General features: G+C 42.1%; 10 protein-coding genes. 5 read left to right on the top strand and 5 right to left on the bottom strand.

Annotation, left to right across the window (positions count from 1 at the left end; translation table 11 throughout):
* Position 1: 1 nt before the first annotated feature.
* The 4 genes from R1T16_RS00445 to R1T16_RS00430 form a co-directional block, all read right to left on the bottom strand.
* Positions 2 to 364: a response regulator gene (locus R1T16_RS00445; RefSeq protein WP_317499085.1), complete on the bottom strand. Its 363-nt coding sequence runs from the start codon at positions 362 to 364 to the stop codon at positions 2 to 4.
* 10 nt (positions 365 to 374) lie between these two features.
* Positions 375 to 3941 carry a response regulator gene (locus tag R1T16_RS00440; protein ID WP_317499084.1) on the bottom strand — a complete coding sequence of 1189 codons (3567 nt, stop codon included), beginning with the start codon at positions 3939 to 3941 and terminating at the stop codon, positions 375 to 377.
* A gap of 18 nt (positions 3942 to 3959) precedes the next feature.
* Entirely contained in the window at positions 3960 to 5165 is a 1206-nt protein-coding gene (locus R1T16_RS00435; RefSeq protein WP_317499083.1) for a response regulator, read from the bottom strand.
* 352 nt (positions 5166 to 5517) lie between these two features.
* The gene (locus R1T16_RS00430; protein ID WP_317499082.1) at positions 5518 to 7491 is read right to left on the bottom strand and encodes a sialate O-acetylesterase; all 1974 of its coding nucleotides are present in this window, start codon (positions 7489 to 7491) and stop codon (positions 5518 to 5520) included.
* 198 nt (positions 7492 to 7689) lie between these two features.
* Here R1T16_RS00430 and R1T16_RS00425 point away from each other — a divergent pair, with 198 nt between their 5' ends.
* On the top strand, positions 7690 to 8715 hold the full coding sequence (locus R1T16_RS00425; RefSeq protein WP_317499081.1) for an LLM class flavin-dependent oxidoreductase: 1026 nt from the start codon (positions 7690 to 7692) through the stop codon (positions 8713 to 8715).
* A 164-nt stretch (positions 8716 to 8879) separates the two neighbouring features.
* Positions 8880 to 9191: a hypothetical protein gene (locus R1T16_RS00420; protein ID WP_317499080.1), complete on the top strand. Its 312-nt coding sequence runs from the start codon at positions 8880 to 8882 to the stop codon at positions 9189 to 9191.
* Positions 9192 to 9244: 53 nt separating this feature from the next.
* Here the strand turns inward: R1T16_RS00420 and sucC are convergent, their stop codons facing one another.
* Positions 9245 to 10438: an ADP-forming succinate--CoA ligase subunit beta gene (gene sucC / locus R1T16_RS00415; RefSeq protein ID WP_317499079.1), complete on the bottom strand. Its 1194-nt coding sequence runs from the start codon at positions 10436 to 10438 to the stop codon at positions 9245 to 9247.
* 274 nt (positions 10439 to 10712) lie between these two features.
* Here sucC and R1T16_RS00410 point away from each other — a divergent pair, with 274 nt between their 5' ends.
* The 3 genes from R1T16_RS00410 (at position 10713) to lysA (ending at position 13180) form a co-directional block, all read left to right on the top strand.
* Positions 10713 to 11135, top strand: coding sequence for a hypothetical protein (locus R1T16_RS00410; protein WP_317499078.1), 423 nt, complete (start codon positions 10713 to 10715; stop codon positions 11133 to 11135).
* Between the two features lie 214 nt (positions 11136 to 11349).
* On the top strand, positions 11350 to 11787 hold the full coding sequence (locus tag R1T16_RS00405) for a hypothetical protein (protein WP_317499077.1): 438 nt from the start codon (positions 11350 to 11352) through the stop codon (positions 11785 to 11787).
* A 148-nt stretch (positions 11788 to 11935) separates the two neighbouring features.
* A complete protein-coding gene (gene lysA / locus R1T16_RS00400) occupies positions 11936 to 13180 on the top strand; it encodes a diaminopimelate decarboxylase (protein WP_317499076.1) in 1245 nt (414 codons plus the stop codon).
* Positions 13181 to 13217 lie beyond the last annotated feature (37 nt).

Raw genomic sequence — 13217 nt, 5'->3', positions numbered from 1 at the left:
CCTAAATCGTACTTAATATCCTCAATAATTTATCTACATCCACCGGTTTAGATACATAATCGTTAGCGCCGGCTTCTATGCACCGTTCCCTGTCGCCTACCATTGCCTGGGCGGTTACTGCTATTATAGGAATACCATAACCACCGGATGTCCTGCGCAATAACGGGATCGCATCATAACCGTCCATATCAGGCATCATCATGTCCAGCAGAACGGCATCTATCTTGTTATCATTTTCTAAAAGTGTAATAGCCTGGGCTGCACCTGTACACGACAGGCATTCAAACTGTCTTGCCCTTAAGGTCGCCGAAAGCGCAAATATATTACGGGCATCGTCGTCTACGATCAAAATTCTCTTTTTCATCCCAATTTAATTATTGCTGGTCATAAAGCCAAACCCTTAGCAAAGAAAGGAGCTGGTCTACGTCTACCGGTTTTGTAATATAATCTGAAGCGCCTGCATTGATACATTTTTCCCTGTCTCCGGTCATGGCTTTTGCCGTCACCGCAATTACAGGCAGCGTTTTGTATTTGCTCTTTTCCCTAATCCTTGTTGCTGTTTCATAGCCATCCATGTTAGGCATCATCATATCAAGCAGCACAACGTCTACCTCAGGATGCTCTTCAAGGGCTTTAAGCGCCTCTTTACCGTCAATGGCAGTTATCACATTCATTTTAAGCAATTCAAGTGCCTTAGTAAGCGAGTAGATGTTACGCACATCGTCGTCTACCACAAGAACAGTTTTATCTTTAAGCACATTGTTAAGCAGGCTCATTTTTTTATAGCTGTCCGTTTTGGCATTTCCCTGCTTGTTTTCTTCAACAAGGTGAAGGAACAGCGAAACCTCATCCAGCATACGCTGATAAGAATGTGCCGTTTTAACCACTATAGAGTCGGCATACTTTTTAATCTTAAGCTCCTCTTTCATAGAAAGGCTCTTTCCGGTAAATACTATCACCGGCAGGTTTTCTAATCCCGGATTTTTCTTAACCCCGTCAAGTATCTCATAAGCGTGCTGGTCAGGGATACCCATATCAAGTATCACACAGTCTACATGTTCTTTTTGCAGGGCATCTACCCCATCGGTTACATCGCTCTTTATCTCAGAGTTTATGTTATACGTTTCAAGGAAATATGCCAAAGCTTTTGCGTGCTTAGGGTTATCTTCAATAATAAGTACTTTTTGCGAATCTTTATTTACAATCTTTTCTATACGCTGAAAGATTTCCGGCATCTGCTCATAAGCCACAGGCTTGTCAAGGAAGTTAACAGCTCCTTTTAGTAAACTCTCCTGCTTCATCTTATGAGATGACATCATGTGAACCGGAATGTGTTTTGTCTGCCAGTTGTTCTTAAGTTCTTCCATAACTTCCCATCCGCTCTTTAACGGCAGCTGAATATCAAGAAGCACACCTACAGGCTTGTACATAACTGCCAGGTTAAAGGCTTTATCGCCGCGTACAGAAACTACTCCCTTATATCCTCTTTGGCGTGTAAATTCAAGGAGTGATTTTGCAAAGTTGACATCATCTTCCACGATAAGCATTACTTTATCATTTTCGTCTATCGTATCCCTGTCATCTGCAACATCTTCAGGAATAAACCTGCTCAGGTATTTATCATTTTCTTCCTCTACCGTAGGTGCTTGCGGCTCAGAAGCGGTTTCTACAGGTTTTGGCCTGTCAACAACTATCCTGCCTGTACCCGATATTGGTACTGTAAGCGTGAATTCACTTCCCTGGTTTGGCTCACTCCTAAGAGTTATCTCGCCTTTAAGAAGTTTTGCCAGCTCACGGCTTATTGAAAGTCCCAGTCCAGTACCGCCGTACTTACGTTTTGTGGAGCCGTCTGCCTGCTGGAAGGCTTCAAAAATAAGCGGCTGTTTTTCATACGGTATCCCAATACCTGTATCCTTAACCCTAAACACAACCAGCTTATCATTAACCGGGTCATTTTCTATTGTAAGGGCAACAGATCCTTCAGCAGTAAATTTAATAGCATTAGAAATAAGGTTTTTAAGTATTTGTTCCAGCCTTACCTTATCAGTCTTCAGCACAAGCGGAGCATTATCTATATTAATAGCAAACTCAATGTTCTTTTGCTTTGCCACTTCGCCAAATAATGCTCTAAGGTTATCTGTAATTTCTTTAGTGGCAACGTCTATAAACTCTAGTTCCATCTTACCGGCCTCTATCTTAGAAAGGTCAAGGATTTCGTCTATAAGCCCTAAAAGACCGTTACCTGAACTCTGTATTACGGTAGCAAATTCTACCTGTTCATCGTTCATGTTATTATCGTTATTCTCAGATAGGAGCCTGCTCAACAACAGTATTGAGTTAAGCGGCGTCCTTAGCTCGTGCGACATATTGGCAAGGAATTCTGACTTGTAACGTGTGCTCAGTTCAAGGTCTTCCGATTTTTTCTGTATCTCAACATTTCTTTCCTCTAGCAATACACTGCGTTCTGCCAGCTCCTCATTGGTTTGCTGCAGTTCTTCCTGCTGTACCCTTAACTCTTCTTCAGATGCCTGAAGTTTTTGTGTTTGTGCTTCAAGTTCAGCGTTGATGTTTTCCATCTCACTGTGCTGCACCCTTAACTCCTCCGATTGCGATTCGGTCTCTTCAAGCAATTCCTGAAGGCGTTTCCTGTTTTGTGCTGCCGAAATGGCTATACCCACATTATCTGCCGCTTCTTCAAGGAATTTGAAGTTGCGCTTAGAATACTCATTTACTGAAGCCAGCTCAATAACACCCGTTACTTTATCATCTAAAAGCGGAACAGCAACAATATGCCCCGGATTCATTTCGCCTAACGCATACGATATCCTTATACTGTCAGCAGATTGTGCTTTAATATCTAAAATTTTACCTGATGAAGCTGCCTGCCCGCTAAGGCCTTCTCCCAGTTTTATACGGCCGCGGCCAGTCTCATTTATAAAACTATAACCAGCAGTTACTACAAGTTCATCTCCTTCTAAAACATACAGTACTGCAGCGCTGCTCTCTGTATAAACAGCCAGCATTTCTACCACGTCAGATGCAAGGTCAAACAATTCCTTCTCACCTATCATTGCATCGTTAAGCTGCGCAATACCCGATTGCAGCCATTCGTTATCAGATAACTTTTTAAATGATTTATCCAGTGATACCGCCATATTGTTAAGCGATATGGCAACACTGCCTAATGCGTCACTCTGGTTATCAGCAACTCTAATCTCATAATTACCTTCGGCTATTTCTCCTGCAATACCACTAATAGCCTTGATCCTTTCGGCAGTTTCTTTGTCACTTTCTTCAAGTTTCAGCTGTAATTTTAGCCTTTCGCTATAGTCTTTAGCAGTTCTTGCAGAGAAAACCACTGTAATAAGCAATGCAATAAGCGCTGCAACTATTATCAATATCGAACTGTAAAGACCGTATTTCTCCGAAGATGAATTACGTTCTGTCAGCAACCCCTGCTCTTCATTCTCCATGCGTTTAAGCAGTACACGGATATCTTCCATCAACTGGCGGCCATTATCAAGCTCGTCTGTAGTTATAACCGCTCCACTGTTCTTTTTTAACACCCTTGCTTCAAGGTAATCATAAAAAGAAGCAATCAGCGGACGCAACTCCTTCATTGCCTCCTGCTGCCTTGGGTTATCTTTAGTAAGATCGGCAAGCTTATCTACATAACCGTTAGTATCATCCTCTGCATTGTCATAACGTTTAAGAAAATCCTGTTTACCGGTTACAAGATAGCCCCGCATACTGCCCTGGGCATCTACCATTACAGATTTTGCTTCGTTCAGGTTGTATATAACATCCTGTGTATGCTTAACCCATTCATTGCTGTCTAAAAGGCTGCGGATGCTAAAAAAAGATGCCGTAGAGCTTATCAGCAATATAATGATCGATAAACCCGAGCTTATAAAAAGATTCCTTTTAAAATTACTGTCCATATACTATAGTAAAGTTTATTATAAAGGTAATATAACAATAAACGAAGCGCCGTTGCCCACGCTGCTTTTTGCTGTTATAAGACCACTGTGTTTTTCTATTATTTTGTTGGCTATAGCCAATCCTATACCCGTACCCTCGTAGGCATTACGGTCATTAAGGCTTTGAAATATCTTAAATATCTTGTCTTTATAGACCTCATTAAAGCCTATTCCATTATCGGTAACTGTGATTTTGCAGAACTTACCATTTGGGTCAGGTTCGCTTTCAAAGCTTTTGCCTGCAATAATTTCAGATGTAACTTCTATAACAGGTTCAACATCATCTTTAGTGAATTTAAGCGCATTGCCAAGTAAATTCTGGAAAAGCTGCCTCAATTGGCTGGAGACACCTGTAACGCTTGGCAGTATGCCTACCTTAAGCTGAGCTTTCTTTTGTTCTATGCGGTAGTCAAAGTCGGCAAGCACCTCATCAATAATCGCATTAAGGTCGGTTTTAACGGGTATCACGGCAGACGAAAGTCGGGAGTACTCAATAAGGTCTGTAATTAAATTCGTCATTCGTTGTGCCGATTTTACTGTACGTCTTACATAGTCTTTTGCCGTTTCGTTATCGGGCAGATAACGCTCATCTATAATCTTTACAAAAGTTTCTATTTTACGCAGGGGTTCTTTGAGATCGTGCGACACTACCCATGCAAACTGCTGAAGCTCATGGTTACTAAACTCAAGCTCTTCGTTTTTTTGCAATAGTTCCTGTGTCCTTTCAGTAACCTTAAGTTCCAGATTTTCCTGGGCTTCTTTTCGTATCTCGATTTCCTTAGAAAGCAAATCCCTAATATTCTTTAGCTCCTGCTGCTGTTCATACAGCTTAAGGAAACTTTTTACTTTTAGCAGAAGAAGGTCAGGATCTACAGGTTTGGTAACATAATCTACCCCTCCTGTCTCATACCCTTTAGATATAAATCGTTTTTCCTTATTTACTGCCGATAAGAATATTACCGGAATATCTTTTGTCCTGTTGCTTCCGGCGAGTATTTCCACGACTTCAAAGCCATCCATACCGGGCATCTGCACATCCATTATTATGAGGGAATAATCGGTCTTAAGAATTTTTTTTAAAGCATCTTCTCCGGAATCGGCAGAATCTACTTCGAGGCCATGCATTTCAAGTACTTTTTTTAAAGCCAGAATATTTGCCCTTATATCATCTACGATTAGTATCATAATGCAAAAATGGTATTATTGGCAATAAAAATAGTAACATCCTGTCTGGCAGAATTGCACAGCGCGGCTAAATTGAAAGAGCCTGAATGGCTGATAGCATTAGTATTCAAACCATTAAAATAATTAGACATAAAACCGCCTTGCCATGTCAGGATTTCCTGAGATAGAAGGAGGCTAATGTCGTTATATGATAGTAAGAAGATTGATTTTTGTATTTTACTCACCTCTCAAAAATAGGGAAACAAACGTTAAGAATATGTTAACACTTCTTATGAACTTTTACATTTTCCTTTATAACATTATACGTAAACAGCTACTTTTAAATTATGAAATTCTATAATTAAAATCGAAATTATTTTTTGCCAAAGGTAATTCCCTCCCACTCGTCAGTACGGAAAGATGATGCCGGAAGCCCTGAAGTATTAGTTAGATTACCATCAGGATTATCGGCCCAGTTGTAACGTACAGCTACAGGATCTTTAATTCCTTTTGCACTTACCTCAATGGTATTGCCTTTTACTTTAGCTTCTGCCCAATGAAAAACCTTATCGCTGCCTGCAATAGAGAAACCCTTTAATGATCCTGCAGACGCTTTTAAGCCTTCATAGTAATCAAACGTAAGCGTTATGGTATTGCCCTTCTTTGTGAACGATTTGTACTGAGGTCCAGAATAGTCAATAGCAACGCCATACGTCTTTGCCAATGCAATGCGTGCCAGCCTGTACCCTATTTCCTGTTTGTTTTTAGGATGGATGTCTTCAGCTTCACCTATATCTGTCGCCACGATCATGCCCGTGTTGGGCAGTTTAAGAGTTTTAAGCTGTGCTTCACGAAGTTCTGCCCATGCCGAAGCTCCCGGCTCAGGATTTCTCTTCATGTAGTTTGCCAATTGTACATAATAAAATGGCAGGTCTTTGTTTTTAAACTTATTTCGCCAGTCGGCAATAAGCAGCGGGAAAAGTGTTTGATACTGGTGTGCCCTGTCGGCGTTGCTCTCTCCCTGATACCAAATAACACCTGCAATCGGCAGCTTAATAAGAGGTGATATCATTGCGTTGTATAAAGAAGTAGGCCTGTTTTGCCCCTGTGGAAGGAACGGTCTTGCCGGAAGTTCCCTGTAATCAACGCCAATTGCATATTTCCATTCACCTGCAAGTGGTAACGATGCATCGGCGGTTTTAAGCACAAGGTCCGATTCGGCGCCATAAATACCTCCGCCTCCTGTATCATCGGTAACTTTTATTACGATTACGTTTCCTGATTCTTTCCAAATTGAAGCAGGTATCTTATAATTTCGCTGCACATTGTAACCGTTGGTATTACCTACAGCAATGCCATTAATCCAAACCTTGTCATTATCATCGGCAAAAAATGTAAGGGTAATTTCTTTACCCTGCATATTTTTAGGCAGGTTCACTTCTTTGCGAAACCACGCCACGCCATCAAACCCTGTAAGGACATCGCTTTCCCAAAACTGCGGCAGCTTCATTGTTTTCCAGCCTGATGTATTCAGGTCCTTAGCTTCCCATTTTCCTGTATTGCCTTTTTCGGCTTTTTCCATCGCAGTATTCCATACCCTTACATCCGTTTCATATTTCAGCTTCATTGCCTCCCTGTCAGATTCAGAAACCAATGCTTTCAGGTCGTTATCAAAATCGTGTATCTGTCTTAAGGCGTTGCCGCTAATCCAGGCTTCTATAAACGTACCGCCCCATGAACTGTGAAGCAATCCTATAGGAATATGTTTTTCTTCGTATACCTTTTTAGCAAAAAAATAAGCTGTAGAAGAAAAGTCGCTTATGGTTTTTGGGCTGCAAACCTGCCATCCGCCATGCTGTACCTTAAGGTCTTTAAGCGGTTCGGCACTGTCTACGTGTTCTGCTTGAAGCAGTCGTATCTGCGGATAATCAGCATTATTTATCTCCTGCTGGTAATTGTTTATCTTGCCCCAGCCATCAAGTGGCATTTCCATATTGCTCTGCCCTGAGCAAAGCCATACTTCGCCTATTAGTATGTTATTAAGCGTTAGCTTATCGCCATCATCTATGGTAATAGTAAAAGGCCCTCCATACGCGGGTGTTGCCAGTGTCACCGTCCATTTACCCGAGGCATCTGCCTTGGCGGTATAGGATTTCTTATCCCATGAAGAGGTTACTGTAACTGTTGTATTTGCTGTTGATTCGCCCCAAAATGGTACTGATGATTTTTGCTGAAGCACCATATTATCGGTAAAGAAAGATGGCAGTGTTACTTTTGCCGAAGCGGTAACTATGCTTGCTAAGGCTATTGAAAGGGTTAGAAATGTGTTTTTAGAAAAAAGTTTCATTGTTTATAGAATAGGTTTGTTTTATAGTTGTATTACGGTCTGTACTAATCAAGGCTGAAAAATACACATAAAATCTAAATTACTTATACTATTCTACCCTGTATTTATTAGTACAACAGGGTACTATACTTTAGTATAGCCACCCCTGCATTACAGCTAATGTTTTCGTAAATTCGTAGTAAATAAGAAAGAGATATCATGGAAATAGGAATAGACAGTTTTGCAGCTTCGCCACTGGGCACTACAGCGGGTACACCCGAACATAATATGAATGCGCTGCACGAATTGCTTGATCGCATTGAGCTTGCCGATAAAGCCGGGCTGGACGTTTTTGGCATCGGTGAGCATCACCGAAAGGAATTCCTTGATTCTGCACCCACCGTTATACTTGCCGCTGCGGCGGCACGCACCAATCGCATAAAATTAACGAGTGCTGTTACCGTTCTCAGCGCTGCCGACCCGGTAAGGGTGTTTCAAAACTTTGCTACGTTAGACCTTATATCTAAAGGGCGTGCCGAAATAGTTGTAGGCCGTGGTTCCTTTACAGAATCGTTCCCTTTATTTGGCTATAACCTTCAGGATTATAATGAGGTGTTTGCCGAAAAGCTTGACCTTTTACTGAAAATACGAGAGAATGAACACATAACATGGCAGGGTAAATTCAGGCCGGCACTTAATGACCAGACGGTTTATCCAAGGCCACTACAGGAAAAACTGCCTATATGGCTGGGGGTAGGCGGTACACCGGAATCTTTTGTCAGGGCCGGAGTGCTTGGGCTTCCACTTATGGTTGCAGTTATTGGAGGCGAAACACATCGTTTCCGCCCCTTAATAGACCTGTACCGAGAGGCTGGAAAAGAAGCAGGGCATTCGCCCGATACACTGCAAGTAGGTCTCCACTCATTGGGCTATGTTGCAAAAACTTCTGAAAAAGCAGTTGAAGAATTTTTTCCCGGTTATGCCGAAACATTTACACGCATAGGCAGGGAACGCGGATGGCCTCCTGTTAGCCGACAACATTTTGATGCGCAGAACGCAGAGAGGGGTGCGCTGCTTGTAGGCAGCCCTGAAGAGGTGGCTGCGAAGATACTAAGGCATAGCGAAGCCCTTGGTGGTATTTCGCGCTTTACATTCCAGATGGATAATGCCGGGCTTACCCATGAGCAGCTGCAAAATGCTATACAGCTTATCGGCGATAAGGTAATTCCATTGGTGCACAAATAAAGCCAGTCCGTACCAATGGCAGCTTTTAGCTAACATTGCGTGCTTCAGTTCTAAAGATGGCGGCCGCTAAATATGGCTGCAGCCATTATTTTAATCATTTCTTGTCCTGGTTCAATGCTTTTACCTTAAATGCGCTGCATCTTTGTACCGTAAAACCTTGCGTCATGAAAAAGATAAACATTCTATATACAGGCATGCATCCCGAAATACTTGAAACAGTGGTTCGCCTTATCAACAACAACGAGAGATGGGCCGGCTATGGTGCAGGCAGCAGCGAACTTGCCATTAAGCTTTTTAAAGAAACAGATTTTGACCTCGTGCTGCTTGGCTGCGGCATACCGCAGGAATGTGAAGACAGCCTGCGCGAAGCCTTTGCGGCTCATAATCCAAACTGCAGGATAGTCCAGCATTATGGCGGTGGCAGCGGATTGCTTTCTAACGAGATACTATCGGCATTAGGCCATTCTTTTGCATAAAAAAAAGGGCTGTCTCCTTATAGAGACAGCCCTTTTACAAAATATTTTAATTTCTAGCTAAGTGCAGCTTTAACCTGATCTGCAGCTTCCTGGAACAATGTAGCAGAAAGGATTGGCATACCAGAGTTATCTATAAGTTCTTTAGCGATGTCTGCGTTAGTTCCCTGTAGACGAACGATGATAGGCACATTGATAGTGTCTCCCATGTTTTTGTAAGCGTCTACAACACCCTGAGCAACACGGTCGCAACGAACGATACCACCAAAGATGTTGATAAGGATAGCTTTTACGTTAGGATCCTTAAGGATGATACGGAAAGCCGTCTCAACACGCTTAGCATCTGCAGTTCCACCCACGTCAAGGAAGTTAGCCGGCTCAAAACCTGCATATTTGATAAGGTCCATAGTCGCCATAGCAAGACCTGCACCGTTTACCATACATCCTACTGTACCGTCAAGATCCACATAGTTAAGGCCAACTTCTTTAGCTTCAACTTCAATAGGGTTCTCTTCACGCACGTCGCGCATGTCTGCATATTTCTTTTGTCTGTAAAGTGCATTGTCATCAAGAACAACTTTAGCATCTACAGCCATGATTTTATCGTCAGATGTTTTTAACACCGGGTTGATCTCAAACATAGATGCATCGCTGTCGATGTATGCTTTGTAAAGAGAAGCAACAAATACAGTCATTTCTTTGAATGCATTTCCGCTAAGGCCAAGGTTAAAAGCGATCCTTCTTGCCTGGAAGCCCTGAAGGCCAACAGCAGGATCAATTTCTTCTGTAAAGATAAGGTGCGGCGTGTGCTCAGCAACCTCTTCGATATCCATACCGCCTTCGGTAGAATACATGATCATGTTACGGCCTTTACCCCTGTTAAGAAGCACAGACATATAAAATTCAGAAGTTTCACTTTCACCAGGATAGTATACATCTTCAGCAACAAGTATCTTGTGTACTCTTTTACCTGTAGGAGGAGTCTGTGGAGTAATAAGGTCCATACCTATTATCTGTCCTGCGATCTCTTCTACCTGCTGAAGGTTTTTAGCAAGCTTAACGCCTCCGCCTTTTCCACGTCCACCTGCGTGGATCTGTGCTTTTATAACGTGCCATGAAGTTCCTGTATCTGCAGTAAGCTGTTTTGCAGCTGCAACCGCTTCAGCAGGACTGTTAGCAACGATACCGCGCTGAACGCGTACACCATGGCTGGCTAGTATTTCTTTTCCCTGATATTCGTGTAAATTCATAAGTATTGCATTTATCTTATTAAAAGTGGAACAAAAATAGCAAAATACATCCAACGACCATAAGTATTTTTAATTTTTTATCCACACCCTGAGCGCATCATTAAAAAGTTTACATAACTTAACAATTTCGAACATTGTACAGATACAATACCGTTACACTATATTAACTGAAGGTTTATTAAAATTTAGAAAATAACAAGTCATTATGCGCAACCTTTTTAACGCAGCTGCATCTTTACAATAAACCTAATCACCAACTTATACCAATTTTATCATGAAAAGCATCAAACTCTTTTTAGTACTTACTGTCCTTGCTTTCGCAGGTTCCTGCGGCGGTGACGACGATACCAATAATAACGGCACCATAAATGGACCATGGAACCTTGTTAAAGCATTTGCCCCGCAGTCTGGCATTAGCGAAGACATAGCAAAAGGCGATGTGACCTGGAAAATCAGCACATCGGCAGGCACAGTTGTTACAACAGACAAACGTATGCATCCGGATACGCCTGAGCCAAACGGCATGTACAGTTATCCTAACGGAACACATACATATGAAGTTAAACCCTGGGGAGGCTCATGCGAAGAATCCTTCTATACCGAAGACAGCAACTTTGGATGCATCGAACACAACGGAAACACTTTAATATTAACAACCGAGTCTACAGACGGGCTCCGATACACTTTTATACGATAATTTAAATTAATTCAAAATGAAAGACATTCTATGCTTAGTTACCGCAATCGCCTTACTATTATTTACCCGTGGCGAAGACAGTTCTAACGTATAGTTACGTATTGTTATTATTTCCTGTACTTCCCGGGTGTGCATTAGGGCAACCCGTCACTGCCGCTTAACCGCCTCCCGGGATTTTTTTTATTCACTATTCACCAGACAAATCACCACCACCATGAAAAAATTATTACTACTTAGCGCCTTTGCACTGCTTGGATTTAGCAGCTGCAATAACGATGATGACAACGACAATAATCCCGAACCAACTGATGGGCTTCAGCAGATATGGACACTGGTACGCGTTTCCGGCGGCTTTGCAGGTACTACAGCCACATTCCCCATAAACCAGATCATGTGGAGCTTTGCAGATAACGGCACTGTTATTATTCATAACAATAACACAGACACCTCTAAAGAAGACTATTTTGATTCAGGGACGTATCCGTACCTCGTAAAAGACAACACGGCCCAAATAGAAATGTGCCCAAAAGCCATGGAGATTGACCAAATTAATTTTTCGTGCTACAAAATCCAAAACGACAGCCTAATCTTAGATAACGCCCCGGCAGACGGGCATACTCTTGTTCTGGTAAAGGCAGTGCCCATGGACTAATTACTGCTATATTGTGATTTAAAATTCTTCCTATATAACAAAATGTTGTATTTATAACATTTTGTTATATTTTGTTAATGTTCTGTTATTCGCTTTTTTAAGTAATCGGAGATACTTATTTTTGTAGTCATAAAAGTGATTAACGAAGATGGATACGAAACAACTACTGCAACTGGCAGACGAATTTGGAGGACCGCTCTATGTATATGATGCGGCAAAGATACAATCGCAATACCACAGACTTGAAAAAGCATTTTCTAAAGTAAACAATCTAAGGATAAACTATGCTGTAAAGGCATTATCAAACATATCTGTACTTAAGCTGTTAAAGGAAGTAGGCTCAGGCCTTGACACGGTTTCCATCCAGGAAGTTCAGCTTGGACTACTGGCAGGCTATTCTCCTGACAGGATCATCTATACGCCAAACGGTGTGTCTATGGAAGAGATAGAAGAGGTGGCAGCCCTTGGCGTTCAGATCAATATCGATAACCTTTCGATTTTAGAACAGTTTGGTACCAAGCACCCGAGTACGCCGGTGTGCATCCGTATTAATCCGCATGTTATGGCAGGTGGTAACAGCAATATATCTGTAGGCCATATAGACAGTAAGTTTGGTATCTCTATACACCAGATGCCGCACCTGCTGCGCATTGTACAAAATACTGGTATGCATATTAACGGGATACACATGCATACAGGGTCTGACATACTTGATATCGAGGTATTCCTATATGCTGCCGAAATACTATTTGAAACTGCTGCACAATTTAAAGACCTTGAGTTCCTTGACTTTGGCAGCGGTTTTAAAGTACCTTACAAAAAAGATGATATCCAGACGGATGTTGAAGAGCTGGGCAAAAAACTAAGCAAACGCTTTAATGCTTTTTGTGCCGAATACGGCCGCGACCTTACCCTGACCTTTGAACCGGGTAAATTCCTTGTTAGCGAAGCAGGCTTCTTCCTTGCCAAAGTTAACGTGGTAAAACAAACAACATCTACCGTATTTGCAGGGATAGACAGTGGCTTTAACCACCTTATACGCCCTATGCTGTACGGATCGCACCACCATATAGAGAACATCTCTAACCCAAAAGGTAAAGAGCGTTTCTATTCTGTAGTGGGCTACATCTGCGAAACAGACACCTTTGCAAGCAACCGCCGCATTACCGAGATTAAAGAAGGTGATGTATTGTGTTTCCGCAATGCAGGAGCTTACTGCTTCTCTATGAGCAGCAACTACAACTCACGCGTGCGCCCTGCCGAAGTACTTTGGTATGAAGGAAAAGGCCACCTTATAAGGCAGCGTGAAACTTTTGAAGACATCATACGCAACCAGGTAATCATGGATTTTGAGCCTGCTGCTGCACCACAACACGTAACCGCTACGGTATAGGTTATATAATAATTGTTTTTAGTAAAAACCGCGCTGT

It is taken from the genome of Flavobacterium sp. DG1-102-2 (assembly GCF_033042555.1).
Taxonomy (GTDB): domain Bacteria; phylum Bacteroidota; class Bacteroidia; order Flavobacteriales; family Flavobacteriaceae; genus Flavobacterium.
The sequence above is the reverse complement of the archived record's forward strand: the minus strand, read 5'-3'. Positions and strand labels throughout refer to the sequence as shown.

Bases quoted from the DNA above. Each gene is read 5' to 3' on its own strand.
- R1T16_RS00435 (WP_317499083.1), bottom strand. From the start codon at position 5,165: ATGATACTAATCGTAGATGATATAAGGGCAAATATTCTGGCTTTAAAA.
- R1T16_RS00430 (WP_317499082.1), bottom strand. From the start codon at position 7,491: ATGAAACTTTTTTCTAAAAACACATTTCTAACCCTTTCAATAGCCTTA.
- lysA (WP_317499076.1), top strand. From the start codon at position 11,936: ATGGATACGAAACAACTACTGCAACTGGCAGACGAATTTGGAGGACCG.
- R1T16_RS00410 (WP_317499078.1), top strand. From the start codon at position 10,713: ATGAAAAGCATCAAACTCTTTTTAGTACTTACTGTCCTTGCTTTCGCA.
- R1T16_RS00425 (WP_317499081.1), top strand. From the start codon at position 7,690: ATGGAAATAGGAATAGACAGTTTTGCAGCTTCGCCACTGGGCACTACA.
- sucC (WP_317499079.1), bottom strand. From the start codon at position 10,438: ATGAATTTACACGAATATCAGGGAAAAGAAATACTAGCCAGCCATGGT.
- R1T16_RS00405 (WP_317499077.1), top strand. From the start codon at position 11,350: ATGAAAAAATTATTACTACTTAGCGCCTTTGCACTGCTTGGATTTAGC.
- R1T16_RS00420 (WP_317499080.1), top strand. From the start codon at position 8,880: ATGAAAAAGATAAACATTCTATATACAGGCATGCATCCCGAAATACTT.
- R1T16_RS00440 (WP_317499084.1), bottom strand. From the start codon at position 3,941: ATGGACAGTAATTTTAAAAGGAATCTTTTTATAAGCTCGGGTTTATCG.
- R1T16_RS00445 (WP_317499085.1), bottom strand. From the start codon at position 364: ATGAAAAAGAGAATTTTGATCGTAGACGACGATGCCCGTAATATATTT.